The organism is Brachybacterium paraconglomeratum (assembly GCF_003994255.1).
Lineage (GTDB): Bacteria > Actinomycetota > Actinomycetes > Actinomycetales > Dermabacteraceae > Brachybacterium > Brachybacterium conglomeratum.
The window spans coordinates 291,440-316,633 of sequence record NZ_ML133852.1 but is presented as its reverse complement, the minus strand read 5'-3'; the positions used below and the strand labels follow the sequence as shown (position 1 = coordinate 316,633).

The following is a 25,194-nucleotide window of genomic DNA, read 5'->3' as shown; positions in this document are numbered from 1 at the left end:
GGTTAGCGCAGGGCCTTGCGAAGGCCCTGGGCGCGACGTGCGAGTCCCCAGAGGGTCACCTTCACGAGCGCCTCGCGCACGATGTCGGAGGACATCTTGCTGGCCCCCTCGGTGCGCTCGTCGAAGTCGATCGGCACCTCGACGATCACGGCGCCGAGGTCGCGTGCACGGCGGGTCATGTCGACCTGGAAGCAGTAGCCCTGGGAGGCGATGTCCTCCTCCATCAGGCGCGAGAGCAGCCCGGCGCGGAAGACGCGGAACCCCGCGGTGGCGTCGGCGACCCCGAGACCCATCAGCACCGTCACGTACACGTTCGCGCCGCGGGAGAGGAGCCGTCGACGGGCGGGCCAGTCGTGGACGGCGCCGCCAGGCACCCAGCGGGACCCGATCACGAGGTCGGCGCCGCGCCGCACGGCCTCCAGCAGGCCCGGCAGCTGCTCGGGCCGGTGCGAGGCGTCGGCGTCCATCTCCACGAGCTGCTCGTAGCCGTGCTCGAGACCCCAGGCGAAGCCCGCGAGATACGCCGGGCCGAGGCCCTGCTTCCCCGCCCGGTGCAGCACGTGCACGGCCGCATCGCGTCGGGAGACCTCCTCGGCCCACTCCCCCGTGCCGTCCGGGGAGGAGTCGTCGACCACGAGCACGTGCGCCTCCGGCACCGCGCGACGCAGCCGCTCGAGGGTGCCGGGCAGCGCCTCCCGCTCGTCATAGGTGGGGATCACCACGAGGGTCGGCGGCAGCGGGGCGGTGGACGGGCGGGTCATCGGTCTCCTCGGAGGATCGGACGGCGCGGGCGGGACGGCGGGGACGCCGGAGGATCAGCGACGGGCCGCAGGCCGGGCCAGGGCGCGCCGGCCGGAGGTCAGCGCCCCGAGCAGCCCGGCGACGCCGAGGGCGGAGATCCCGATCGCGATCCACGGCCCGGCGGCCACGGCCGGGGTGGTCCCGGTGCGCAGCGGCACGTCGGCGACCATCGTGCCCTGCTCCCAGTGGTCCACGAAATCGATCTGGCGTCCCTCGGGGCTGTAGATCGCGGAATGGCCGACGGTCGAGACGTGCACGACGCTGCGCCCGGAGAGCACCGCCATCACCCGGGCCTGCGCGAGCTGCTGGATCGCCTCGTTCGAGTCGCCGAACAGCGCATTGTTCGACTGCACGACGATCACCTCGGCGCCGTCGTCGACCACGTCCCGCACGAGGCTCTCGTAGGCGATCTCGAAGCAGATCAGCAGCCCGGCGGTGCCCTCGCCCTGGCCGAGCTCGGCGAGGTCCATGGTGCCGATCTCCTCGCCGGCGATCATGTCCCGGGTGACGAGGTCGACCTGGTCGGAGAGCCGGCTGAACACGCCGCGCATCGGGATGTACTCGCCGAAGGGGACGGGGTGGCGCTTGGAGTAGGCGTAGGGGGTCTCGCCCTCCGGGGTGATCAGCACGGACTGGTTCAGCCGCTCCGTCTCCCCCACGGGCACCTGTGTGCCGACCAGGACGGGCGCGTCCGCGTCCCGGGCGAGGGAGGTCAGCAGCGAGGAGAGATAGGGGTCCTGACGGGGGTCGTAACCGGTGGAGTCCTCGGGCCAGACGACCAGGTCGAGGTCGGTGTCGTCGGCCGTGGCCTGGTCGACCGCGGTGCGGGCGGCGGTGAGGTGGTTGTCGAAGACGTCGTCCGGCATGGTGTAGCTGCCTGGGTCGATCTCCCCCATCGAGCCCTGCACGGCGGCGACCGTCATGGAGGGCCGTTCGGCCGGGGCGCGGTTGAGGGGATGGGGCACGACGACGGTGGCGAGCACGGCGGCGACGGCGATCGCGAAGGGCCACACACCGGAGAAGCCGGTCAGCCCGCGGTGGCGGCGCCCTAGGAGGGCGAGCGCGCCGAGCAGCAGCAGCTGCGCCAGCAGGGCGACGACGAGGGCGAGCCCGGCCATCCCGATCCACGGCGCGAGATTCACCAGCGGCGAGTCGGACAGCGCGAAGCCGCTCGCGCCCCAGGTCAGCCCGCCCCACGGGACGGTGCCCCGCAGCGTCTCGACGCCCACCCAGAGCGCGGAGACGACCAGCGCGGAGGAGACGCAGAGGCCGCGGCGCACCATCACCGCGCGGGCGGCGAGGCCGAACAGCACGATGTACAGCGCCTCGAAGATGCCCAGCGCCAGCCAGGGCGCGCTGCCGGCATAGGTGCTGGCCCACTCGGTCAGCGGGATGAAGAAGGCGAGCCCCCACAGCAGGGAGACGAGGACGGCGAGCCAGGTCGAGCGCACCAGCAGCCCTCCGCACAGCAGCGCGATCCCCACCGGCAGCAGCATCCACAGGTCGTAGGGCGGGAAGGCGAGCAGCGCGCAGATCCCGCCGAGGAGCCCGCAGCCGATCGCGACGGCCCAGTGCGTGGCCTCGTACTCCTCGCGCGGTCCGCGGCCTCGCGGGCGCGCGCGCGCGGCGGTCCGGTCGGCGGTGCTCACGCGGCGTCCCCGCCGAGCTCGTCGTGGACGACGCGGCCGTCGACGACGGTGCGCAGGGCGCGCGGGCTGCCCTGGTCCAGGTCGGGCAGCAGCGGGGTGCGGGAGCGGGGGTCGGTGGACCAGGTGTCGACCCGCTCGGCGAGGGAGCGGACGGTGAGGTCCCAGGGCTCCCATAGGACGAACGTGGCGGGCAGCCCGGTGCGCAGGGTGCCGGGATGGCGCCTCCCAGCGACCCGCTGGCCACCGCGGCTCGCGGCCAGGAAGGCGGCGCGGTCGCTGAGGCGCTGCGCGGCTGGGGCGGTGCGGGCGGCGACGCGGACCCAGGTCCACGGATCCGCGGCCTCGTCCCGGCCCGCGGAGCCGAAGGCGAGCGGGGTGCCGTCGCTGACGAGGTCGAGGAAGGCGGCGTCCTCGGTGACGGGGGCGATGACCTGCACGCCCTCGCGTGTCCCCGTCGGCCCGGGCAGGCGCAGGACGATCCCGTGCACGGCCGCGGCGGCGTCGCCGGCCGGGTCGGGGTCGGTGCCGTCCGTGGTCGCGGCGGCATCGACGAAGCCGGGGGTGACCAGGCAGCCGGTGGCGTCCACGCGCTCGGCCTCCGGGTGGAGCACGAGGGCGCTGTCCTCGGGGCCGGTCCAGGCGATCAGCCCGTCGGCCACCAGCATCGCGGAGGCCTCCGGGTCGTCCGCGCTGTACAGGACGATGCCGGTGTAGAGGACGGGCACCGTGGGATGCGAGGGGGGCTGTGCAGGCGGGTTCTGGGCACTCACGCGTCCCATCCTCCCCGCTCCCCCTGGGAGAACGCTCATCGGCCGATCTCCTGGGCGACCAGGCCGCGGCGCACGCCGTCGATCGCGGCGCGCGCGGTCCTGCCCAGGCGCTCGTCGGCGGTGAGCTGGTCGAGCAGGTCGATCACCTGGCGGCAGTGGCGCACGAAGTCGCCCGGCGGGAGGTCGTTGCCCTCGAGCGCGGCGGCCAGGTGCGCGCCGCGCGCCCAGCGGTGCACGATCGCCGCGATCGCGGGATCCGGCGGGAGGGTGGGGTCGATGCCGTGCCTCGCCTCGGCGGACTGCAGCTCGGCGGCGATCCTGCTGGAGGCCTCGAGCGCCGCGCCGACGGCGGGATCGGGGATCAGCTCCGGCGCACGGTCGTCGCGGCGGGTCTCGTGGACGGCGGCGGAGACCACGGCGGCGAGCCCCGGCGCGTCCAGACCGTCCCAGGCGCCGTGCTCGAGGCATTCGGCGATCAGCAGGTCCCGGTCGCTGAACAGGCGTCGCAGCCGCATCCCGCTCGTCGTGGGCACGAGCTCCTCCCCGTCCTCGCCCGCGTGCTCGAGATAGCCGAGCTCGAGCAGCAGGTCGGTGAGGCAGTCGAAGCGGCGGGCCAGCGAGCTGGTGCGTCCGCTGATGCGGCGCTGGACGCCCTCGAGCTCTCCGCGGGACTTCCGCCACCGGCCCACCCAGCGCAGGTGCGACTCGAGGTCGGGGCAGGCGGCGCAGGGGTGCTCGGCCAGATGCGTGCGCAGCTCCTGCAGGCGGGGGTCCTGGGCGGCGGTGGAGGGGGTGCGTCCGGCGCGCCGGCGCACTTCGCGGCGGGCGTCGTCGTCCTGGCCCGCCAGGCGCTGTCGGAGCGCGGAGGCGGTGTCCTTGCGCACCTTGCCGCTGCCGAGCGCCTCCGGGCGCGGCAGGCGCAGGGTGTCGATGACCGCGGGCGGGGAGGGCACGTCCCCGGGGCGGAGGCTGCGGCGGCGTCCCTCGGTGTCCAGCAGGTCCACCTGGGGGCCGCCGAGGACGTGGCGGTCCACGTCGAGCACGACGGCGTAGCCGCGGCGCTTCCCGCCGGGCAGTGCGATGATCTCGCCGCGGCGCAGGTCGCCGAAGACGCTGCGGGTGCGGTCGCGGTCCGCGGCGGCCCGTGCCTGGGAGAGCTCCTTCTCCCGCGCGCTGATCGCCTCCTGGACCTCGGCGTACTCGAGCAGGTCGCCGCGCTCGCAGGTGACCGCCGCGCGGTAGTCCTCGACGGTGTCCTCGAGCTCGCGGGCACGCCGGGCGAGGCCCACCACGGAGCGGTCCGCCTGGAACTGGGCGAAGCTGGTCTCGAGGGTCTCGCGGGCGCGGGAGTGGTCGAAGCGGTCCAGCAGGTTCACCGCCATGTTCGGGGTGGGCCGGAAGGCGGAGCGCAGCGGGTAGGTGCGGCGCGAGGCGAGAGAGGCGGCGGCCGGGGCGTCGAAGCGCGGCCCGCCGACGATCACGGCATGTCCCTCGGTGTCGATGCCGCGCCGTCCGGCACGTCCCGTGAGCTGGGTGTACTCCCCCGGTGTGAGGTCGGCGTGCTCGACGCCGTTGAACTTCACGAGCTTCTCGAGCACCACGGAGCGGGCCGGCATGTTGATGCCGAGGGCGAGGGTCTCGGTGGCGAAGACGACCTTGAGCAGCCCGCGGGCGAAGAGCTCCTCGACGACGGTCTTCAGCAGCGGCAGCATCCCGGCGTGATGGGCGGCGTAGCCGTCCAGGACGGCGCGGCGGAAGGCGTGCAGGCCCAGCACCTCCTCGTCCTCGACGCCGATCTCGGCCAGGCGTTCGTCGAGGACGGCGCGGATCTCGCCGCGCTCGTGGTCGTCGGTCAGGCGCAGGCGGGCCCGGGCGCACTGCTGGACGGCGCCCTCGCAGCCGGCGCGGGAGAAGATGAACATGATCGCGGGCAGCAGCGCGGCGTCGTCGAGCAGCTCGACCACATCGGGGCGGCGCAACGGACGGCCACCGGCGCCGCCGCGAGAGCCGCCGTGTCGACCGCCGTCATGCCGCGAGCCGTCACGTCCCGAGCCCGGACCGTGGTGGCGCGGGCCCTCGTGCTCGCCGCGCCGGTCCCCGCCCCGCTCGCCGCGTGGCGAGCCGTGGCGTCCGGCGCCGCGGGGGCGGTGGCGGCCGCGGGTGCCCTTCCGGCCGCGATAGCCGCGGCCGCGCTGTCCTCCGCTGCGCTCGTCCACCGGCAGGGAGAAGGAGGTGATCCGCTCGATCTCGGGGTTGACCTGTCGATCGCTGCGGGCACCGGGGCCGTGGGAGACGACGGCCTCCCCGTCGGCGTCGACGAAGAGGTCCAGCAGCTCCTCGCCGACGATCACGTGCTGCCACAGCGGCACCGGCCGCGTCTCGGAGACGACGATCGAGGTCTCGCCCCGCACCTCCTGGAGCCAGGCCCCGAACTCCTCGGCGTTCGAGACCGTCGCCGAGAGCGCGACCAGCTGGACGGAGCGGTCCAGGTGGATGATGACCTCCTCCCACACGGGGCCGCGCAGGCGGTCGGCGAGGTAGTGCACCTCGTCCATCACCACGAAGCCCAGCCCGTCCAGCAGGTCGGAGTCCGCGTAGAGCATGTTGCGCAGCACCTCGGTGGTCATCACGACCACCTCCGCGGTGGGGCGGATCGAGGTATCGCCCGTCAGCAGGCCGACGCGCTCCGCGCCCAGCCAGTCCGCGAGCTCGCCGAACTTCTGGTTCGACAGCGCCTTGATCGGCGCGGTGTAGAAGACCTTGCGGCCCTGCGCGAGCGCGAGATGCACCGCGAACTCGCCGACGACGGTCTTGCCGGCGCCGGTGGGAGCGGCCACCAGCACGGAGCGGCCGTCCTCGAGGGCGCGGCCGCCGGCGAGCTGGAAGTCGTCCAGCGCGAAGTCGTAGCGGGCGGTGAAGGCGGTGAGCTCGGAGTTCTCCCGCCGCTTCTCCTCGGCCCAGGCGGCGTACTTCTCGGAAGGAGAGGTCACTTCGCTCCCCCGTCGACCGCCCTCTCGCCGCGCAGCGCCGAGAGATCGGCGAGCAGGCGCACAGCGCCGGGCAGCACACGCGCGGTGAGGGGCAGCAGGGAGCGGGCCTCCCCGTCGGCGTAGGCACGCAGCGAGCGGCCGTGGCGCAGTCCCACGGTCACCTCGCGCACCGGGCGGATCCGCACGCCCTCGAGCTCGGTGTGGGTGCCCTTGAAGACGCGGGGGAAGAAGCGCAGGAGATCGCGCCTCCCCCGTCCCTCGACGCTCAGCAGCTCGAGCTGTCCGTCGTCGATGCGGGCGTTCGGGACCATCTGCATCCCGCCACCGTAGACCCCGGAGCTGCACAGGGACAGCAGCGGCGCGTCGATCTCGAACCGCTCGCCGCCGTCGATCTCGAGCCAGTACGGCAGCGGGGTGAAGGTGGGCAGCTCTCGCAGCACGGCGGTGGTGTAGCGCACGGTGTGGGAGGCCCGGGAGCTGTTGGCCCGCGCGTTGACGATCGCGTCGAAGCCGAGGTTGACGTTGCCGAGCGCGAGGGAGCGGTGGGGCAGCGCGTTCTCCCCCGCGGAGGTCACCTCGATCGCGTCGATGGTGACGACCGGGCGGGACAGCGCGTGCAGCAGCGCGCGGGTGGACTCCTCGGGATCGTTGACGCTGAGCCCCAGGGCGCGGGCGAAGTCGTTGCCGCTCCCGGCGGGCACGATCCCGAGCCGTACGGGGGTGCCCGCGACGATCTAGGCGCCGAGCGAGACGGTGCCGTCCCCGCCCACCACCACGAGTGCCGTCAGCGAGTCGCGGACCTCCTCCGCCCGGGCCCGGGCGACGTGCGCGCTGGGACCGGACAGGTCGACGACCGAGATGCCCGCGAGATGGAGCAGATGCCCCACCTGCCGTCCCACGCGATGGGCCGTGCCCTGAGCGGCGGTGGGGTTCGCGAGCAGGCCGACGCGGAGTCTGCTCACCGGCCGCCCTCGTCGGGCTCGTCGAGCCGGGAGGGGCCGTCGATCTTCTCGACCTCGTCGTCGATGCGGCTGGCCTCGTCGTCGTCTAGGTCCTCGTCGCCGCTGCGCTTCGCCCGGCGGCGGTCGTGGAGCATCGAGATGACGATCGCTCCGAAGAAGAGGCTGGCGATCGCGGCGGACATCGCGATGAGGGTGATCGGCTCGGGCGTGGGCACCATGACCGCGGTGAAGGCGAAGCTCAGGAAGATGATCCAGCGCCAGGCCTTGAGCATCGCGCGGCCGCTGACCAGGCCCATGAAGTTCAGCAGCACCATGACCACCGGCACCACGAAGGCGACGCCGAAGGCGAGCATGGTCTTGACCAGGAGCGAGAGGTACTCGTCGTAGCTGATCAGCTGCTCGACGCCATCGGCCTGCGGCGTGAAGCTCAGCAGCACGGGCACGAGCTGGTTCACGGCCCAGTACCCGGCGAGACAGCCGACGAAGAACAGCGGGATCGCGAAGCCGAAGAAGCCGATCGCGTAGCGCCGCTCGTTCTTGTGCAGGCCCGGCATCACGAAGAGCCAGATCTGCAGCATGATCATCGGCGACGAGAGCAGCAGGCCCACATAGGCGGACATCTGCAGCTTGACGTTCAGTCCGGTGCCGACCCCCCGGAAGTTGAGGTCGGCCTGCAAGCCCTGTTCTGCGGCGAGTGTGAAGGGGCGCTTGAGCGCCTCGAAGACCCAGTCGAACAGGAACCAGCCCACGACCGAGAACACCAGCACCGTGATGGCGCTGATGACCAGCCGGTTGCGCAGCTCGGTGAGGTGCTCGCCGAGGGACATGCGTCCCTCGGGGTCGCGTCCCCTCTTCGTCGCGGGCGCGCCCTGCGCCTGGTCGCGTCCCTGGGTATCACTCGCCACGGATCAGTTTCCTCCCAGCCCGGCAGAACGGGACGGGCACACGGCCCTGCCCCGTCCCGGCGCGGAGCTCAGTCGCGGCGGTAGGGCTCGTCGTCCTCGCGCGGGGCGCGCACGGTCTCGCGGTCGCGGTCCTCGCGGATCTCACGGTCGCGGGGGTCGTACTCGCGGTCGTCGCGAGCGCGGTCGTCACGTGCACGGTCGGAGCGGGCGGGACGCTCGTCCTCGGCCTCGTCGTCCCCGCCCTTGTCGTCACCGCGCATCTCCTCGACCTCGCTCTTGAAGATGCGCATGGACTTGCCCATGTTGCGCGCGAGTCCCGGAAGCTTGTTGGCCCCGAACAGCAGGATCACGAGCACGATCAGCAGCACGATCGCCCAGGGGTTGCGGAAGAAGTTCATGGAAGTCCCTTTCAACAGCGCCATGACTCAGCGCAGGCGCGCCCATCATCCCACAGCGGACTGGGCGCCGGACGGGCCGCCACGGCGACGGCTCGGCCCACCGCACGGCGGGTCGTCCCAGGGTAGCGCCTAGCGAGGGGTGTGACGTGCAGCGCCCGCGCGCGCCACAGTCACGATCGTGTCTCTGAGCGCGGCAGGGGACAGCACCTCGGCGGCGCCGGCGGACTCGAGCACCGCGTCCACCAGCGGTGCCCGCACCGGGCTCTCGAGACGGGCATAGGTCGCGCCGCCACCGGCGTCGGCACCGTCCGTGCCGTCCTCGCCGTGGCCGCCCCCGCCGTCGCGCAGCTGGGTGGCGGCGAAGGACTCGGCGATCCAGTGCCCGGCGGGCTCCAGGCGCAGCCACACCTCCCCCTCGACACGGCCGGAGAGGTCCGCGTCGACCCCGGGGGCGGGCCGGCTCATCGGTGTCCCGGCCGGCAGGATCTCCACGATCCGGTCCAGGCGGAAGCGACGGCGGCCGCCGGCGAGCTCGCAGTCGGCCACGAGATAGGAGCGCGCCCCGTCGGACTCGATCCGCTCGGGACGGATCCGGCGCACGCTCGTGCCCGAGCGGTCCGTCGAGGAGTAGCGGATGGTCAGCGTCCCCTCGTCGGAGCCCTGCTCGGTGCGCAGCGCTGTGCCCACCGCGGCGAGCACCGTCTCGGCGCGGTCGGCGGTGCGGGCGGCCCGCTCGTCGGCCGAGATCGCCTCCGCGATCTCCTCGCGGCGCGGGACGGGCGGGGCGGGGGCACCCTCGGCCGGCGCCTCGCCGGACATCGCGGCCAGCAGCTTCGCGCGGGCGGAGTCGACGACCTGCTCCGCCTCGCCCGCGGCAGGCTCGAGGGCGGCGAGGCCCGCCAGCAGCGCGGTGATCTCGACGGCGCTGAGGCTGAGGGCGCGGCGCAGCGGCTCCGCATTGCGCACCCGCACGGTGCCGTGCTCCCACTCCGCCTCGATGAGGTCCTCCCAGCCGGCGCCCATGTCGCCGCAGACGAAGAGCACCTGCAGGTCGTCGACCAGCTGGGTCTCGCTCACGCCGAGCGCCTCGGCGAGCTCGGCGAGGTCCGCCTCGCCCCGGCTCATGACGAAGGACGCGGCGGAGATCAGGCGCGAGAGGTGGTCGCCGCTCTGCGGGCTGATCCGGATCCGCGGGGTGGGGCGCGGCGCGGCGGCCTCGAGGGCGTCGAGCGCGGCAGGGCCCTCGTGCCGCGCGGCGACCGCCTCGAGCACCTCGGCGATCTCGGCGCGCCAGGCGGCGGGCTCGAGCAGCTCGACCCAGCGCACGTCGGCGAGGACAAGGCGGCGGGCCGCCGGGCGGGGCAGCTCGGGAAGGCGCAGCTGCTCGACCTCGAGCGGGGCGACGGCGCGGTCGCGCAGGGCGAGCGCCTTGTAGGGGGCGGCCTGCAGGAGCGCAGAGTCCCGGTCGTCGCTGTCGAGCATCCGCTCGAGCACGTCGGCGAGGTCGATGTCGTCGGGGCGGGGTGCCTTCGCGGCGGGACCCCCGGCGGGGAAGGACTCGATCCTCGAGGCGCGGAACACGCGGGGCGCGTCGCGGTCGCGGTCGTGGCCGTAGACGTACCAGTGCCCGTCGTGGACGCCGACGACCCACGGCTCGACATGGCGCTGCGCGGGGGCGCCGTGCGTGCCTCGATAGCTGAAGCGCACCGAGCGCCCGGTCACCACGGCGTCCAGCAGCGGGGAGAGCACGGGCAGGGACTCGACGGCGCCGCGCGGTGTGCGCCGCAGCAGGTCGGGGTCCGCGTCGTGGCCGAGGCTGAGCAGCTTCGCGCGCACGCGCCGGGCCGCTCCCCCGGCGGTCGCATCGTCCCAGGCGCGGCTCGCGGCGAGCAGCACCGTGTACTCCTCGGTCGTGAGATCGAGCACCGCCGTGGAGGGCGAGGCGTCGATCCGGTAGTGCACGGTGTTCTCGTCGAGCACGTCGCGCTCGGCGACGAGCGGGAGCCCGAGCTCGAGGATCGCGGCCTTGTCGCGCTCGAACATCCGCTCCGCGGCCTGCTCGGACGTCGCCTCGGCGTAGTCGGGGATGACGGAGAAGAGCTTCGCGCGGTCGATACGCCGTCGCGAGCCGATCGTCATGATGACGTTGAGCAGTCTCTCCACGTTCTTCGAAGCCACCCGCCCAGACTAGCCGGACGGGATCACGGGGATGCGGAGCTTCCGCCGCGCGCCTCTAGGCTGGGGCCATGCTGCGATGGGAACGGGGCACCGTGAGTGCCGTGACCAGCTCCTGGCCCGGAGTGGACCGACTCGAGATCGATCTGGACGACGGGGCGGGGACGCTGAGCGCGATCGCCTACGAGGAGCTCACCGGGCGTCCGCGCGCCGGCGAGCAGGTGCTGCTGAACACCAACGCCGTGCGGCGCGAGCTCGGCACCGGCGGCGACGCCATGGTCGTGGCCCGCACGGAGGTGCTCCCGGAGACCGCCGACGTGCGGGGCCACATGGTCAAGGCCCGCTACACGCCGATGCAGACCATGGTCGACGCGCTCGACGACCCGGACAGCGAGCACTACGAGACGGTCCGGGAGGCCACCGGCATCGACGGGATGCCCGTGGTGGTCGCGGACCTGCACTCCTCCCTCCCCGCGATCGTCGCCGGGATCCGGGCGCGGCGCCGCTCGGCCCGGATCGCCTACGTGCACACCGATGCCGCGGCGCTGCCCGCCGTCTATTCGAAGAGCGCGGCCCGGCTGCGCGAGGCTGGCCTGCTCACCGCAGTGATCAGCGCCGGGCAGTCCTTCGGCGGCGATCTCGAGGCGGTCACGGTCCACTCGGCGCTGCTGGGCGCCCGGCACGTGGTCGGCGCGGACGTCGCGATCGTGATCCAGGGCCCGGGCAATCTCGGCACCGGCACCGGCTGGGGCTTCTCCGGCATCCAGACGGCGGAGTCGCTCCACGCGGCCTCCGTCCTCGGTGGCGTGCCGATCGCGACCCTGCGGGTCTCGGAGGCCGATGAGCGGGAGCGGCACCGGGGCCTGTCCCACCACTCCTCCACCGCCTACGGGCGGGCGCTGCTCGCCCCCGTGCATCTGCCGGTGCTCCCCCGCACCGACTCCCGGTACAATTCTTTTCATGAGTCAGTGCGTAAACAGGTCAAGAGCACGATCCTGAAGCCGGCGAAGAAGCGCGGCGTGCTGCACCACCTCACCGAGGTCGACGCCAAGGGGCTGCGCGATGCGCTCGAGGAGATGCCCGTGCGGATGACCACGATGGGACGGACCCTCGCCGAGGACTACGCCTCCTTCCAGTACGCGGCCCTCGCCGGGCGCTGCGCGGCCGAGCACGTCCGCGGCGCCGGCGGCGGCTCGGGCGGCGCGAAGGGCGAGTCCAAGGGGCCCAAGGGAGGCGCGAAGCGCTAGAGGCTCCGGCGCCGGCACGGGCCCGACGGGGTTGCCGGGACAGGCGACCGACGGAGTTGCCGGGGCAGGCGACCGACCGAGTTGATCGACGTGAGGTACCAGGAAAGCGGTACCCGACGTCGAACAACTGGCCGTCCTGCCCTGCGCCGCGGCCGGCGGGGCCGTCCCGTGAGGCTGATCGACGTGAAGTACCAGCAAAGCGGTACCTGAGGTCGAACAACTGCCCGGGCGGAACCGCGACGGTGCGAGCCGGGCCGCCCCGTGGGGTTCTTCGACGAGAGGTACCAGGAAAGTGGTACCTGGGGTCGACCAACTGCCCGTCCGGCCGACCGATCCATGTCGGCCGTCCGATCCGCGTCAGCCGCGCTGGGCGTCGCCCTCGCCGTGGGCCTCGCCGCGCTCCTGGACCAGGTGCAGCAGGCGGTGCGCGGCAGAGATCGCCCGCTCCCCGTCGTAGCGCTGGATCGCGTGCAGCGGATGGGTGCGCCCGTCCGCGAGGTCGAGATGGGCCCAGGGATCGCCCATCGGGAAGCTGATCCCGAGCACCTCGGGCCATTCGAAGGTACGGGTGCGCATGAGGTTGCGGACCTCGAGCCCGTCGGGACGGGCGACCACGCGCACCGAGGCCTCGAGATGGCAGAACAGCGCGATGAGCAGGCCGATCATGAGCAGGCCGAGCCGTCCGCCGAGCTGGAAGCTCGTGATCATGACCGCGCCGCCGATCATCCCGGCCATCACGATGACGGCGGTGATGTAGGCGGCCCAGCGCACCGCCCGCGGACGGAACACCTCGACGGCGCGTGCGTCGTCGCGGCCCGGGGTCCCTGCGGCACTGCTCATCGGGATCTCAGATGCGGCAGGCCTGGATCGCCGTGACCAGGATGGCGCGGGCGCCAGCCTCGTAGAGCTCGTCCATCATGCGGTGCGCGGAGCGGCTGTCGACCATGGCGCGCACGGCCGACCACTCCCCGCCGTGCAGCGGAGAGACGGTCGGGGACTGCAGGCCGGGGGTGATCTCGACCGCCCGCTCCAGCAGCGCGGAGGGGATGTCGTAGTCGAGCATGACGTACTCGCGGGCGACGAGCACGCCGCGGATGCGCCGCTCGAGCACCTCGAGCGCGTGCTGCGCCTCCTCGTCCAGCTCCATGCCGGGGCGGGAGAACAGCACGGCCTCGCTGGTCATGATCGCCTCGCCGAAGGGTTCCAGACCTGCCTCGCGCAGCGTGGTGCCGGTCTCGACGACGTCCGCGATCACGTCGGCGACGCCGAGGCGGATCGAGGACTCGACCGCGCCGTCGAGGTGGACCACCTCGGCGCTGATCCCCCGCTCGGCGAGGTAGTCCTCCACGAGGTTCTCGTAGCTGGTGGCGATGCGGGAGCCCTGCAGCTCCTCGACGGTGCTGTGCGTCCCGGCGGGCGCGGCGAAGCGGAAGGTGGAGCGGGCGAAGCCCAGCGAGAGGATCTCCTGGGCCGGGGTGCGGGAGTCCAGCAGCATGTCCTGGCCGGTGATGCCGACGTCGACCGTGCCGGAGCCGACGTACACCGCGATGTCCCGGGGACGCAGATGGAACAGCTCCACCCCGTTGTCCTCGTCGACCACGACCAGCTCCTTGGAGTTGCCGCGGCGGCGGTAGCCGGCCTCCTGGAGCAGGTCGGCGGCGGGGTCGGACAGGGCGCCCTTGTTGGGCACGGCGATGCGGAGCACGGATCCTCCTCGGCCGATGCGGCGGCCTCGAGACGGGTGGGACGGGAAGTCGGGGGCGAGCGGCGCGGGGCCGGCTCAGAGATGTCGGTAGACGTCCTCGAGGGAGATGTCCTTGGCGATCATCATGACCTGGAGGTGGTAGAGCAGCTGGCTCATCTCCATGGCGGCGTCGTCGGTGGACTCGTGCTCGCAGGCCATCCACACCTCGGCGGCCTCCTCGACGATCTTCTTGCCGATCTGATGGACGCCGGCATCGAGCTCCGCGACGGTGCCCGATCCCTCGGGTCGGGTGCGTGCCTTCTGGGTCAGCTCGGCGAACAGTGCCTCGAAATCCTTCACGGGACCAGGGTACGCGTCCCGGCAGGTGCTCCGCGGTGCGGACCGCCTGCCGGGCACGCGCCCCGCCCGTGGCTCAGCCGCGGCGGACCGTCGGGTCCAGGTGCGCGGTCTCGACCGTGACCCGGTCGGCCTCCGCGTCGCGGCGACGGCGCACCCGCCACCAGACGAAGAAGCCGGTGAGGGTGAACGCGCCGTAGAAGAGGTACATGAACGCGCTCGCGTAGTAGCCGGCGCTCCACAGCAGCGGCACGCCGACGAGGTCGACCGCGACCCAGATCAGCCAGAACTCGACCCAGCCCTTGGCCATGCCGAAGGTCGCCAGCAGGCTGCCCATGAAGATCCAGGCGTCGGCCCAGACCGGCTCGTAGGAGCCCAGCGCCCGGAACAGCGGGGTGAGCGCCGCGGTGCCGCCGACGAGCACGACGAGCAGCAGGGCGCGGGTGCCCCAGGAGGCCCAGACGGGCTCGACGGCGGTGCCGTCCTCGTGCTTCGCCTGGCGCCAGCGCACCCAGCCGTAGACGCTGGTGGCGATGAACATGATCTGTCGGCCGGCCTGGCCGAGCAGGTCGACGGAGTTCGGGTTGCCGAAGACGCTGCCGAGGAAGACGGTCAGCAGCAGGGCGTTGCCCAGGATGCCGATGGGCCAGGCCCAGACCTTGCGGCGCATGCCGCCGAGCGCGCTGAGCAGTCCGAAGACGTTGCCGAGCACCTCGCGGAGCAGGAGGAACTGGCCTCCGCCGAACTCGATCTTGGCGTCGAAGAGCCACTGCAGGATATCCATGTCGGTCCTTTCACCTCGGATGCAGTGGCTCCGGGGGAAAAGGGTTGCCTGCGGGGCTCGGGGAGGCGTGCGCCGTCCCGGGACCTGCGGGACGTGCGCCTCTCATCCAGGCTGTACTGTCGGTGCCGGAATTCCACCGGCTCCACCGCAGGATGCGGGTCGCGGACTGTCACCGCCGGCTCGGACTTTCACCGACCCCGGAGCACGTCACAGGATGTGACGGAGCAAGGATAGGTCAGTGCGCGGCGTGGGCGCCCGCCAGTTCGCGCAGGGCGGAGATCTCCTCGGCGGCGTCCTGCGCCTTGTAGATCGCGGAGCCGGCGACGAAGACGTTCGCGCCCGCCTCGGCGCAGCGCTCGATCGTCTCGCGGCTGACGCCGCCGTCGACCTGGATCGACACCTCGAGGTTCGCCTCGGAGATCGCGCGGCGGGCCCGACGGATCTTCGGGAGCATCGTCTCGAGGAAGCTCTGCCCGCCGAAGCCGGGCTCGACCGTCATGATCAGAAGCATGTCGAACTCGCCGATGATGTCGATCAGCGGCTCGACCGGGGTGGCGGGGCGCAGGGCGACGCCGACCTGGGCGTTCTTGCGGCGCAGGTCGCGGGCGAGCTTGACGGGGGCGCGGGCGGCCTCGAGGTGGAAGGTCACCGAGGAGGCGCCGGCCTCCGCGAAGACGGGCGCCTGGTTGTCGGCGTCCTCGATCATCAGGTGCGCATCGATCGGGATGCGGCTGCGCTCGACGATCTGCTCGACCATGCTCGGCCCGAAGGTCAGGTTCGGCACGAAGTGGTTGTCCATGACGTCGACGTGGACGCTGTCGGCGCTGGAGATCTTGTCGAGCTCGGCGCCGATGGACATGAAGTCGGCGTTGAGGATGCTGGGGTGGATGAAGCTGGAGTCGGTGGAGTACGAGATGCTCACGAGCTCGGGGTTCCTTCCTCGGTGGGGACGGGGAGCCTGCGCAGCAGGCAGATGAACATGGCGTCGGTGCCGTGGACGTGGGGCCACAGCTGCACGTCGGGGCCCTCGCCCAGCTTGACCTCGTCCCGCACGGCGGGCAGCAGGCCGGCGCGGACGGCGGGGCGGGCGTCGAGGCGCTCGACGTCGTCGCGGCGCTTGAGGACGTCGGCGACGATCAGGCGGGTCTCGGCCAGGTGCGGCGAGCAGGTGACATAGGCGACGACGCCGCCGGGCGCGGTCGCGTCCAGCGCGGAGGTCAGCAGGTCGCGCTGGATCGCGCCGAGCTGGCCGACGTCCGCGGGGGTGCGGCGCCAGCGGGCCTCGGGCCGGCGGCGCAGCGCCCCGAGCCCGGAGCAGGGGACGTCGGCGAGGACGCGGGAGAACTCCCCGGGCCGCTCGGCGCCGATGGTGGTGCCGTCGGCGGTGAGGGTGGTGATCTCGCAGCCGGCCTCGCGCAGGCTCGCCACCGCGCGGTCCACCAGCTCGGTGCGGTGCTCCTGCAGCTCGACGGCGAGGAGGTCGGCGTCGTGGTCGATGGTGAGCCCGCCGAGCAGGGCGGTCTTCCCGCCGGGGCCCGAGCAGAGGTCGAGCCAGTGGGCGTCGTCGGCGAGGACGAGGTCGTCGGCGCCGAGCGCGAGGGAGAGGGCCGCGAGCTGGGAGCCCTCGTCCTGGACGGCGACGCGGCCCTGCTTGACCAGGTCCATGCCGCCGGGGTCGCCGGAGGGCCAGGCGGCGGCGAAGACGGAGAGCCGGCCCCGGCTCGCGCCGTGGTCGATCAGCTCGTCGAGGTCGGTCAGGCCCGGGCGCATCACCAGCGAGACCGCGGGGGCCTGGTTCTGCGCCTCGAGCAGCTGATCGATCTCGTCGCGGGAGCGGCCGTTCCCGGCGAGGGCGTCGGACAGGGCCCGCACCACCCAGCGGGGGTGGGAGTGGACGACGGCGAGATGCCCGGTGGGGTCCTTCTCGCGGTCCGGGGCGACCTCCGCGATCCAGGTGGCGAGGTCCTTCTCCCCCACCCGACGCAGCACGGCGTTGGCGAAGCTCGCACCTCCCGCGCCGACCTCGGCGCGGGCCAGGGCCACGGTCTCGGAGGTCGCGGCGTGCGGGGCGACGGTCATGTCCAGCAGCTGGTAGGCGCCGAGGCGGAGCACGTCCAGCAGCGCCGGCTCGACCTTCGCCAGCGGTCGGTCCACGCAGGCGGCGATGATCGCGTCGAGCCGGCCCTGGGCGCGCAGCGAGCCGTAGAACAGCTCGGTGGTGAAGGCGGCGTCGCAGCCGGAGACGCGGTGGCTGCGCAGCAGGCGGGGCAGGACGAGGTTCGCGTAGGAGTCCTCCTCGCGCACCAGGCGCAGCCCCTCGAGGGCGACCAGGCGGGAGGGGGTGGAGGCGCGGGAGCGCTCGGAGGGGCGGGAGGAGGACCAGCCGCGGCGCGGGCCGCCCTGGCCGCGCGAGCCGGAGCGCTCGCGGCCCTGCGTGTCGCGGGGTCGGTCACGACGGTCGTCCCGCCGACCACCCCGGTCATCGCGCCGGTCGCCGCGATCGTCCTGTCGGTTGCCGCGGTCGTCCCGTCGGTCGCCGCGCCGGTCGTCCCGGCCTCGGCGATCGTCGCGGCCTCCCCGGTCGTCCCGGCCCCGCCGGCTGTCGTCGTGGCGGCGCCCGCCGCGTCGGTCCTCGCTCATGCGCGTGCTCCGTCCTGCTGGTCGTCCTCGAAGCGGGCGTCGGGGCCGAGCCCCGCCCCGCGTGCCCAGTCCGCCGCGCGCATCGGGCGCTTCCCCGCCGGGGCGAGGGTCGCGATGGCGAGCGGGTCGGTGCCGGTGCCCACGAGCACCTGTCGCTTGGTGGCCGCGAGCGCGCCGGGGGCCGACGGGGCGCTCGCGCGCGAGGCCTCCTCGACGGCCTCGAGGCCGAGGATCTTGGTGCGGGCGCCGTCCAGGAGCGTCCACGCGCCGGGCTGCGGGCTCATGCCGCGGATGTGGGCGGAGACCTCGTCCGCCGGACGGGTCCAGTCGATCCGGGCCTCGGCGGTGGTGAGCTTCGCGGCGTGGGTCGCGGCCGCGTGGTCCTGCGGGGTGAGGGTCGCGGTGCCGTCCTCGAGCGCGTCGAGGGCCTCGAGCAGCAGCGCGGCGCCGTCGTGGGCCATCCTCTCGAGCAGCTCTCCGGAGGTCTCGAACTCGCCGATGGCGGTGGGGGCGGCGGCGATCACGTCGCCGGTGTCCAGGCCCTTCTCGAGGCGGAACACGCTCATCCCGGTCTCGCGGCGGCCGGCGAGCACGGCCCGCTGGGCGGGAGCGGCGCCCCGCAGCTCGGGCAGGAGGGAGAAGTGGAGGTTCACCCAGCCGTGGCGGGGGATCTCGAGCGCCGCGGGCGGCACGAGGTTGCCGTAGGCGACCACGGGCGCGGCGTCCGGGGCGAGATCGCGCAGCTGCTGCTGCACCTCCTCGTCCCGCAGCGTGGTCGGGGTGAGCACCGGCACCCCGGCCTCGAGGGCGAGGGACTTCACCGGGGACGGGGTGAGCCTGCGCCCGCGGCCGGACGGGGCGTCGGCGCGGGTGAGCACGCCGACCACCTCGTGGCGGGAGTCGAGCAGGGTGCGCAGGGAGGGGAGGGCGGCCTCGGGGGTGCCGGCGAAGAGGAGACGCATGATGGCCCGAGTCTACGGTCCCACCGGCGGCTCCTGTCGGGCCGTGCCTACAGTGGAGGCCATGAGGCGAGCGCGGTGCGAGGGATGAGCGGGATCGACCCGATCCCCGGCCATGCGCTCGGCTCCCCCGCCTACCGACGGATGCAGCTGGCGCTGGTCTGCGCGGGCATCGCCTGCTTCGCCCAGCTGTACTCCCCGCAGGGGATCCTGCAGCTGATCTCCGCCGATCTCGGCATCGGGCCGGAGCAGGCGGCGCTGACGGTCTCCGCCGCGACCGCCGGCCTGGCGCTGGCGGTGATGCCGTGGTCCTTCGTCGGCGATCGCCTCGGCCGGCGTCCCGCCATGATCCTCGCCGTGATCGCGGCGACGGTGCTGGCCCTGGCGGCGGCCTGGTCGCCGAGCTTCCCGCTGCTGCTCGTGCTGCGCCTGCTGGAGGGGGTGGCGCTCGGCGGGGTGCCGGCCCTGGCCATGGCGTATCTCTCCGAGGAGGTCGATGCGCGCTCGCGCGCGGTCGCGGCGGGCTGGTTCGTGGCGGGGACGACGCTGGGCGGCCTGTCCGGCCGGGTGCTTGCCACCCCGGTCGCCGATGTGCTCGGCTGGCGGGCGGGGATGACCGCGGTGGTGATGCTGGCGGTGCTCGCGGCGGCGGGGTTCGTGGCCCTCGCCCCGCGGGAGCGGCGCTTCGTGCCGCGGCGGCGGGCATCGGGCGGGGCCGTCCCGGGTGGAGGGGCGGGCCGGCTGCTCGCCCCGCTGCGTGACCCGGGCCTGCTGGCGCTGCTGGCCTGCGCTTTCCTGCTGATGGGCGGCTTCGTCGCGGTCTACAACTATCTCGCCTTCCACCTCAGCGGTCCGCCCTACCTGCTGCCCGCCTCGCTGATCGGGCTGATGTTCCTCGCCTACCTGGGCGGCACCGCCTCGTCCCCGCTCGCGGGCCGGCTCGCGTCCCGGCACGGGCGCCTGCCCGTGATGCTGGGCGCGATGACGGTGATGCTGATCGGCCTGCTGCTGACGCTCGCCGCTCCCCGGCCGGTGCTGATCCTGGGCCTCGTGCTGATGACGGCGGGCTTCTTCGGCGCGCACTCGGTCGCCAGCGGATGGGCGGGCACGCGCGCGCCCGGCGCACGATCGCAGGCGACGGGGCTGTACAACCTCGCCTACTACGCGGGCTCGAGCGTGCTCGGCTGGGCGCTCGGCTTCGTGCTCGCCGGGGCCGGCTGGGGCGGGGTCGTCGCCGCGGTGGGCGCGGCGGTGGTGCTCGCGGGCCTCGTCTCCGCGGCGCTGCTGCGCGACGAGGACCGTCCCGTCGCGTCGGCCGGGAGCGCCTGAGCACCCGCACGCGGCGCCGTGGCCCCGCCGTCCGGGGTCGGGGCGCCGACTCCACCGCCCCGGGCGCGCCCGCCACGGCTCAGTACACGAGAGAGAACACCCATACGGCGAGGGTCATGGTCGTGGCGGAGATCAGCACGATGCCGATCAGGTTCAGCCACAGCCCGGCCGCCGCCATCTGCGGGATCCGCACGTAGCCGGAGCCGTAGGCGATGGCGTTCGGCGGCGTTGCGACCGGCAGCATGAACGCGCAGGTCCCGGCCAGCGCCACCGGGATCGCCAGCAGCATCGGGTCCACGCCGATGCCGACGGCGACCGCGGTCGCGACCGGGAGGAAGGTCGCGGCGGTGGCGGTGTTCGAGGTGAGCTCGGTGAGGAAGAGGATCCCCGCGGCGACGATCGCGACGATCAGCACCACGGGCAGGCCGCCGATCCCGGCGGTGACCTCGCCGATCCACTCGGTCAGGCCCGAGGAGCTGAACTGGGCGCTGAGCGCGAGGCCGCCGCCGAACAGCAGCAGCACGCCCCAGGGCAGCTTCACCGCCGCGTCCCAGTCCAGCAGGCGCACTCCGCGGGCGGCGCCGGCGGGCAGCACGAACAGCAGCAGCGCGACGACCATGGCGATGCCCGCATCGCCGATGGGCGGGTCGCCGGCCCCGGCGATCTGCCAGATCAGCGGGATGAACACCCAGCTCAGCGCCGCGAGCACGAACACGGACAGCACGCGCACCTCGCCGGAGGAGATCCTCCCGAGTCCGCGTCGCTCCTCGCGGATCAGCTCCGCACCGCCGGGGATCTCGGAGATCTCGGGCTTGAACACGACCTTGGTGAGCAGCAGCCAGGCGATCAGCAGGAACACCACGGCGATCGGGGCGCCGACGACCATCCAGCGGCCGAAGCCGATCGTCACCCCGAACTCCTGGCTCATGTGGGCGGCGAGCAGGGCGTTGGGCGGGGTGCCGATGATGGTGGCGAGGGAGCCGATCGAGGCGGCGTAGGCGATGCCGAGCATCAGGGCGGTGCCGAAGTTGGAGCGCACCGCGGAGCTGGCGGTGCCGGCCGATCCCTCGGCCTCGAGGTCGGGGTCGACGCCCTCCCCCGGCTCCTCGCCCTTGCGGGCGGCGTCCTCGAGCCGCAGCCGGTTCACGAGCACCAGCACGGAGACGCCGGTGGGCAGCATCATCACGGCGGTGGCGGTGTTCGAGACCCACATGGAGATGAATCCGGTGGCGATCATGAAGCCGAGGATCAGCAGGGAGGGGCTGGTGCCGATGGCGCCGACGATCGCCAGCGCGATGCGCTTGTGGAGGTTCCAGCGCTGCATGGCCAGGGCGAGCATGAACCCGCCCATGAACAGGAAGATGATGTTGTTGCCGTAGGAGGCGCCGACGTCGTCGAAGCCCACCTCGGGGTTCAGCACCGGGAAGACCACCAGCGGGACCAGCGCGGTCGCGGGGATCGGCAGCGCCTCGGTCATCCACCACACGGCCATCAGCACCGCGGTCGCGGCGGTCAGCTTCGCGGCATGGGGGACGTCCGCGGGCATGACGAGGTAGATCAGGAGCGCGGCGACCAGGCCGACGGCGAGGCCGAGGCGGCGCACCAGCAGCGTCCGGTGGGTCTCGGCCGGGGCGCGCTCACCCTCGGAGACGTCCGAGCGTCCCTCCTGCGCGGTGCGCTTTTCGGGGTCGGCGGCGGGGTCCGGGGCGGGGTGGTCGGACGTCGGGGAGGCGTTCGAGGCCATGGTGGGGGTCCCTTCAGCGCATCGTCGCGGCGGCAGGCGGTGACCCAGAACACTAGCGGATCGTTCAGAACACGTCCGGCGGATCGAGACGGACGCGCAGGGAGCCGCGGTCCTTGCGGGCGCTGCGGGCCGCGACGCCGAAGCGCAGCGCGGCGGCGAGCTCGCGGGAGCGGCGCGGCTCGATCCGCAGCACCGCACGAGCGCGTCCGGCCTGGTCGGGGCCCTCGAGGTCCACGGGGCCGAGCACCTCGGTCCCGTCCGGCAGCTCGGTCGTCTCGAGGAAGCCGCGGCAGGCCTCCCGCTCCCCCACCACCTCGGCGACACGCCGGAACGGGGGCAGGTCCAGCTCGCGCCGGTCCTCCAGCACCCGGTCCAGGAACAGCGCGGAGCGGTGGGCGACGAGGTCGCGGATGGCGGGGAGGGTCGAGGTGCCGACGACGAGCACCTCGCCGCCCTCCTCCGCGGTGCGGACCAGGGAGATGGCGCCGCGCCAGCGGCGGACGGCCTCGACGTCGGCGTCGAAGGCGGCGCGGCCCAGCATCGCGTCGGCGTCGAGCAGCAGGCAGGCGCTGTACCGGCCGGGCGGGGCGGGCTCGGCGCCGGGGGTCGCCACGACGATCCCGTGCTCGGGCACGGCATCGTCCTCGAGAGGGCCGTGGGCGCCGCCGGCGACCTTCAGCGGCGCGTCGGGGAAGGCGCGGTGGAGCTCCTCGGCGGTGCGGGTGGAGCCGATGACCATGGCGCGCACGTGGGTGCGGTCGCACTCGGGGCAGCGGTAGCCGTCCTCCCGTCGGCCGCAGACGGTGCAATGCAGGGGCCCGTTCCGGCCGCGCTGCGACAGGGGCGCCGCGCACTCGGGGCAGCGGGCGCGGGTGCCGCAGAAGGTGCAGGCGATCGCGGGGGCGTAGCCGGTGCGCGGCACCTGGACGAGCACGGGCCCGCGCTGGAGGCCGTTGCGCAGCACGCGCATCGCCTCCTGCGGGAGGCGGGAGCGGCCGGAGGGGCCCTCGCGGTCGCGGAGGTACTGGTCCATGGCCACGATGCGGGGGCGGACCGCGGTAACGGGGGCGGGCACGGGATCGAGGCGAGCGAGATAGCCGGCATCGGTGAGGGCGCGCATCGTCACCGACTCGCTCGCGGCGAGGAAGAGGAGGGCGCAGCGCTCCTCGGCGGAGCGGCACTGGAGCACGGTGCGGGTGTGCGGGTAGGGGGCGCGGGGCTCCTCGAGCAGGTCGTCGGCCTCGTCCCAGCAGATCACGAGGGCGAGGTCCTGCACGGGGGCGAAGGCGGCGGAGCGGCTGCCGAGCACGACCCGGGTCGCGCCGCGCAGGATCCGGCGGAAGGTGCGATAGCGCTTCTCGGGTCCCTCGGTGCCGGCGAGGACCTCGTGGGCGATGCCCCGCTCCGTCAGGACGCGGGAGAGCCGGGCGACGTCGCGCTGGTCGGGGGCGATGACGAGGGCGCCGCGGTCGGGCCCGAGTGCGGCGATCGACTCGGCCGCGATCGCGGTCCACGGGTCCACGGGATCCAGCACGAGGGAGGCGCGGGGCACGGGGCCCTCCGCGCTCCCGGCGCGGGAGAGCAGGGCGGCGAGGCCCGGGTAGCGGTCGGCGTGGCGGGGCGCGACGGGCGCCTCGGCGGACGGTTCGGCTGCGGGAACCGTCTGTTCGTCGTGCCCGGTCTCCCCGGCATCCGTGGTCGCCGCGGGCTCCGCATCGTCGGCGCTCTCCGTGCTCTCGAGATCCTCGGCGGCCTCGGCCTCGGCCTCAGCCTCAGCCGCTGCCGCCTCCTCCTTCTCGGCGGCGGCGCGGTCGGCCTTCTCGGCGCGGGCGTGACGGGGCGGGAGGGCGAGGCGCAGCACGTCGCCGATGGTGCCGGCGCTGCGCTCGGCGACGTCCTCGCACACCCGCATCATCGTGGGCGGGACGACGACGTCGTCGGAGACCAGGCGGTGCAGCGGGGCGAGGGCCCGGTCGGTGGTGGGCTCGGCGCGGCGCTCGAGCACGATCCCCTCGGTGTCCTTGCCGGAGAAGCGCACCCGTACCCGCATGCCCGGACCGGCCGCGGCGGTGTCGGGGGTGACCGCGTACTCGAAGGGACGGTCCAGGTGGGGCAGCACGCCGACGAGGCGCACGCTCGCGACCGGCAGCTCGCTCACGACCTCGAAGCCGGCGGTGGTGCGCAGGCCGGGACCCCGGACCGCATCGGGGCGGTCCGGGGAGGCGGTGGCGTTCTCCGCGACGGCGGGGACGGAAGCGGCGGGGGCCGCGAAGAGGGGTGCCTGGCCGTCGGCCGGTCCCTCCTCGCGCTCCCCCGCCGCTCCGTGGGCGGTGCTGGTCAGCGCTTGTGCACCGCCACCAGGTCGCACACGAAGATCAGGGTCTCGCCGGGGGCGATGACCGGCGGGGCGCCGCGGTCGCCGTAGGCGAGGTGGGCGGGGATCTCGAGGCGGCGACGGCCGCCGACCTTCATGCCCTGCACGCCCTGGTCCCAGCCGGTGATGACCTGGCCGACGCCGAGCTGGAAGCGCAGCGGCTCGCCGCGGTCCCAGGAGGCGTCGAACTGCTCGCCGGTGGAGTGGGAGACGCCGACGTAGTGGACGTCCACGACGTCGCCGCGGCCGGCCTCCTCGCCCTCGCCGAGGATCTCGTCGGTGCTGACGAGCTCGGTGGGTGCGGGGCCCTCGGGGGCGTCGATCTCGGGCTTGGTGCGATCGCTCATGCGATGTTCCTCCTGTGGTGGGTGAGAGGGTGCAGGGGTCAGTCTGCCGTGTGGGCGGCGTCGAGGACGTCGACGACGAAGATCAGGGTCTCGCCCGTCAGGGGGCTGTCCTCGGTGGGCTCTCCTTCCCCGTAGGCCTCGGCGGGCGGGATCACGAGCATCACCTGGGAGCCGATCTTGAGGTCCAGCAGGTTCTCGTCCCAGCCCTGGATCACCTGGCCGCCGCCCTGGACGAAGGAGAAGGGCGCGCCGCGCTCCCAGGAGGAGTCGAAGGCGGAGCCGTCGGACCACTTCCAGCCGGAGTACTGCATGGTGAGGTAATCGCCGGCGCGGGTGGTGTCGCCGGTGCCCTGGATCAGCAGCTCGCGGACGGTCTTCGCAGGCGGCTCGCCCTCGCCGGGGCCCGAGATGGACGGCGCGCCGCTGTCGTCGAGGGTCACGTCCGGGTAGGTGCCGGACGGGTCCCCCTGCTCGCCCTCGGCCCGCAGCGGGGAGACGACGCGGTCGACATCACCGACCTGGAGCAGCGAGTATGCCTGTCCGTCGTTGCCCTGCTGCCAGCCGGCCATCACGAAACGGGAGCCGACGGTCATAGTGGTGAAGACGTCGAAGGCAGCCTGGCCGATGGAGTCTGTGGTGACCTGCACGCCGCCGGCCGGCCCACCCTGCCACCAGGACTGCAAGGTCTCCCCGGTGCTCGCGTCGACGTACAGGTGGCGCCAGATCACGGTGTCGCCGTCGGCGATGGTCGCGCCGTCGCCAGGGACCACGACCTGTGCCTGAGCCGCGGAGATCTCGAGCGGGGCGGTGAACTCGACCGTCGGCTCGGCGCCGAGGTCCTCGCTGACGGTCACGCCGGACAGGGCGTCGCCCCCGCCGTCCGAGGCACCGCCCGCGTCGGAGGCGTCGGAGCTGCTCCCGTCGTCGGTGCAGGCGGCGAGGCCGATGGCGGCGGTCGCGGCGAGGGCGGTGGTCAGCAGCGTGCGGCGGCGGATCAATGGAGGACCTTTCGGATCGGCAGCCCGTGAGCGGGCACCGCACCAGGGTACGGGGCGCTCGGTGGGCGGAGCCTGGGGCAG

21 protein-coding genes, 1 pseudogene and 1 riboswitch are annotated in these 25,194 nt (G+C 73.7%); of the genes and pseudogenes, 2 read left to right on the top strand and 20 right to left on the bottom strand.

Translation table 11 applies throughout. The features are described 5' to 3' along the window. Positions 1–2: 2 nt before the first annotated feature. The 9 genes and pseudogenes from DS079_RS05560 to DS079_RS05525 all read right to left on the bottom strand — a co-directional run bounded on the left by DS079_RS05560 (position 3) and on the right by DS079_RS05525 (position 10,653). A complete protein-coding gene (locus DS079_RS05560) occupies positions 3–761 on the bottom strand; it encodes a polyprenol monophosphomannose synthase (RefSeq protein ID WP_126985549.1) in 759 nt (252 codons plus the stop codon). Between the two features lie 54 nt (positions 762–815). Further along, positions 816–2,450: an apolipoprotein N-acyltransferase gene (gene lnt, locus DS079_RS05555; RefSeq protein WP_126985547.1), complete on the bottom strand. Its 1,635-nt coding sequence runs from the start codon at positions 2,448–2,450 to the stop codon at positions 816–818. Beyond that, positions 2,447–3,229 (bottom strand): hypothetical protein, encoded by a 783-nt coding sequence (locus tag DS079_RS05550; protein ID WP_126985545.1) that lies wholly within the window; start codon positions 3,227–3,229, stop codon positions 2,447–2,449. The genes lnt and DS079_RS05550 overlap by 4 nt, the downstream gene beginning before the upstream one ends. Before the next feature lie 26 nt (positions 3,230–3,255). Further along, the gene (locus DS079_RS05545) at positions 3,256–6,210 is read right to left on the bottom strand and encodes a DEAD/DEAH box helicase (protein WP_126985543.1); all 2,955 of its coding nucleotides are present in this window, start codon (positions 6,208–6,210) and stop codon (positions 3,256–3,258) included. Next, positions 6,207–6,785, bottom strand: coding sequence for a hypothetical protein (locus DS079_RS17370; RefSeq protein ID WP_241237568.1), 579 nt, complete (start codon positions 6,783–6,785; stop codon positions 6,207–6,209). The genes DS079_RS05545 and DS079_RS17370 overlap by 4 nt, the downstream gene beginning before the upstream one ends. Before the next feature lie 30 nt (positions 6,786–6,815). Further along, positions 6,816–7,172 (bottom strand): annotated as a pseudogene (locus DS079_RS17365) (diacylglycerol/lipid kinase family protein); the annotation flags it as partial. Then, on the bottom strand, positions 7,169–8,077 hold the full coding sequence (gene tatC / locus DS079_RS05535) for a twin-arginine translocase subunit TatC (protein ID WP_241237564.1): 909 nt from the start codon (positions 8,075–8,077) through the stop codon (positions 7,169–7,171). The pseudogene DS079_RS17365 and the gene tatC, both read right to left, overlap by 4 nt. A 68-nt stretch (positions 8,078–8,145) precedes the next feature. Beyond that, positions 8,146–8,475: a Sec-independent protein translocase subunit TatA gene (gene tatA, locus DS079_RS05530; RefSeq protein ID WP_126985541.1), complete on the bottom strand. Its 330-nt coding sequence runs from the start codon at positions 8,473–8,475 to the stop codon at positions 8,146–8,148. A 129-nt stretch (positions 8,476–8,604) separates the two neighbouring features. Beyond that, positions 8,605–10,653 (bottom strand): WYL domain-containing transcriptional regulator, encoded by a 2,049-nt coding sequence (locus tag DS079_RS05525; protein WP_241237563.1) that lies wholly within the window; start codon positions 10,651–10,653, stop codon positions 8,605–8,607. A 68-nt stretch (positions 10,654–10,721) separates the two neighbouring features. Between DS079_RS05525 and DS079_RS05520 the strand changes: the two genes are divergently transcribed. After that, entirely contained in the window at positions 10,722–11,897 is a 1,176-nt protein-coding gene (locus DS079_RS05520) for a DUF3866 family protein (protein ID WP_126985539.1), read from the top strand. A 357-nt stretch (positions 11,898–12,254) separates the two neighbouring features. Here the strand turns inward: DS079_RS05520 and DS079_RS05515 are convergent, their stop codons facing one another. The 7 genes from DS079_RS05515 to fmt all read right to left on the bottom strand — a co-directional run bounded on the left by DS079_RS05515 (position 12,255) and on the right by fmt (position 18,324). Further along, complete coding sequence (locus DS079_RS05515) at positions 12,255–12,737, bottom strand: PH domain-containing protein (RefSeq protein WP_010551580.1); 483 nt, start codon at positions 12,735–12,737, stop codon at positions 12,255–12,257. 7 nt (positions 12,738–12,744) lie between these two features. Further along, positions 12,745–13,602 (bottom strand): ATP phosphoribosyltransferase, encoded by an 858-nt coding sequence (gene hisG, locus DS079_RS05510; RefSeq protein WP_126985537.1) that lies wholly within the window; start codon positions 13,600–13,602, stop codon positions 12,745–12,747. A 75-nt stretch (positions 13,603–13,677) separates the two neighbouring features. Further along, on the bottom strand, positions 13,678–13,941 hold the full coding sequence (locus tag DS079_RS05505) for a phosphoribosyl-ATP diphosphatase (protein ID WP_010551582.1): 264 nt from the start codon (positions 13,939–13,941) through the stop codon (positions 13,678–13,680). 73 nt (positions 13,942–14,014) lie between these two features. Then, entirely contained in the window at positions 14,015–14,722 is a 708-nt protein-coding gene (gene pnuC / locus DS079_RS05500) for a nicotinamide riboside transporter PnuC (RefSeq protein WP_126985535.1), read from the bottom strand. 90 nt (positions 14,723–14,812) lie between these two features. Next, positions 14,813–14,931, bottom strand: a riboswitch (FMN riboswitch). Positions 14,932–14,957: 26 nt separating this feature from the next. After that, positions 14,958–15,644 (bottom strand): ribulose-phosphate 3-epimerase, encoded by a 687-nt coding sequence (gene rpe, locus DS079_RS05495; RefSeq protein WP_126985533.1) that lies wholly within the window; start codon positions 15,642–15,644, stop codon positions 14,958–14,960. Next, on the bottom strand, positions 15,641–17,362 hold the full coding sequence (locus DS079_RS05490) for an RsmB/NOP family class I SAM-dependent RNA methyltransferase (RefSeq protein WP_126985531.1): 1,722 nt from the start codon (positions 17,360–17,362) through the stop codon (positions 15,641–15,643). The genes rpe and DS079_RS05490 overlap by 4 nt, the downstream gene beginning before the upstream one ends. Then, complete coding sequence (gene fmt, locus DS079_RS05485) at positions 17,359–18,324, bottom strand: methionyl-tRNA formyltransferase (RefSeq protein WP_126985529.1); 966 nt, start codon at positions 18,322–18,324, stop codon at positions 17,359–17,361. The genes DS079_RS05490 and fmt overlap by 4 nt, the downstream gene beginning before the upstream one ends. Before the next feature lie 84 nt (positions 18,325–18,408). On the opposite strand from fmt, the gene DS079_RS05480 reads away from it, so the two are divergent. Next, complete coding sequence (locus DS079_RS05480; RefSeq protein WP_126985527.1) at positions 18,409–19,650, top strand: MFS transporter; 1,242 nt, start codon at positions 18,409–18,411, stop codon at positions 19,648–19,650. A gap of 79 nt (positions 19,651–19,729) precedes the next feature. On the opposite strand, the gene DS079_RS05475 is transcribed toward DS079_RS05480, so the two are convergent. From DS079_RS05475 to DS079_RS05460, 4 genes are all read right to left on the bottom strand, one after another. Next, positions 19,730–21,394 (bottom strand): SLC13 family permease, encoded by a 1,665-nt coding sequence (locus DS079_RS05475; protein WP_126985525.1) that lies wholly within the window; start codon positions 21,392–21,394, stop codon positions 19,730–19,732. A gap of 64 nt (positions 21,395–21,458) precedes the next feature. Further along, on the bottom strand, positions 21,459–23,762 hold the full coding sequence (locus DS079_RS05470; RefSeq protein WP_241237562.1) for a primosomal protein N' family DNA-binding protein: 2,304 nt from the start codon (positions 23,760–23,762) through the stop codon (positions 21,459–21,461). Beyond that, positions 23,732–24,115, bottom strand: coding sequence for an FKBP-type peptidyl-prolyl cis-trans isomerase (locus tag DS079_RS05465; RefSeq protein ID WP_010551590.1), 384 nt, complete (start codon positions 24,113–24,115; stop codon positions 23,732–23,734). Before DS079_RS05465 ends, DS079_RS05470 begins: the two co-directional genes overlap by 31 nt. 38 nt (positions 24,116–24,153) lie before the next feature. Further along, complete coding sequence (locus DS079_RS05460) at positions 24,154–25,113, bottom strand: FKBP-type peptidyl-prolyl cis-trans isomerase (RefSeq protein WP_164736119.1); 960 nt, start codon at positions 25,111–25,113, stop codon at positions 24,154–24,156. Positions 25,114–25,194: the final 81 nt, after the last annotated feature.

What these genes read in the sequence shown, in the direction of transcription:
- DS079_RS05475 (WP_126985525.1), bottom strand. Translation starts at nt 21,394, where the DNA reads ATGGCCTCGAACGCCTCCCCGACGTCCGACCACCCCGCCCCGGACCCC.
- DS079_RS05480 (WP_126985527.1), top strand. Translation starts at nt 18,409, where the DNA reads ATGAGCGGGATCGACCCGATCCCCGGCCATGCGCTCGGCTCCCCCGCC.
- DS079_RS05550 (WP_126985545.1), bottom strand. Translation starts at nt 3,229, where the DNA reads ATGGGACGCGTGAGTGCCCAGAACCCGCCTGCACAGCCCCCCTCGCAT.
- DS079_RS05465 (WP_010551590.1), bottom strand. Translation starts at nt 24,115, where the DNA reads ATGAGCGATCGCACCAAGCCCGAGATCGACGCCCCCGAGGGCCCCGCA.
- DS079_RS05560 (WP_126985549.1), bottom strand. Translation starts at nt 761, where the DNA reads ATGACCCGCCCGTCCACCGCCCCGCTGCCGCCGACCCTCGTGGTGATC.
- pnuC (WP_126985535.1), bottom strand. Translation starts at nt 14,722, where the DNA reads ATGGATATCCTGCAGTGGCTCTTCGACGCCAAGATCGAGTTCGGCGGA.
- fmt (WP_126985529.1), bottom strand. Translation starts at nt 18,324, where the DNA reads ATGCGTCTCCTCTTCGCCGGCACCCCCGAGGCCGCCCTCCCCTCCCTG.
- DS079_RS05490 (WP_126985531.1), bottom strand. Translation starts at nt 17,362, where the DNA reads ATGAGCGAGGACCGACGCGGCGGGCGCCGCCACGACGACAGCCGGCGG.
- tatA (WP_126985541.1), bottom strand. Translation starts at nt 8,475, where the DNA reads ATGAACTTCTTCCGCAACCCCTGGGCGATCGTGCTGCTGATCGTGCTC.
- DS079_RS05515 (WP_010551580.1), bottom strand. Translation starts at nt 12,737, where the DNA reads ATGAGCAGTGCCGCAGGGACCCCGGGCCGCGACGACGCACGCGCCGTC.
- DS079_RS05520 (WP_126985539.1), top strand. Translation starts at nt 10,722, where the DNA reads ATGCTGCGATGGGAACGGGGCACCGTGAGTGCCGTGACCAGCTCCTGG.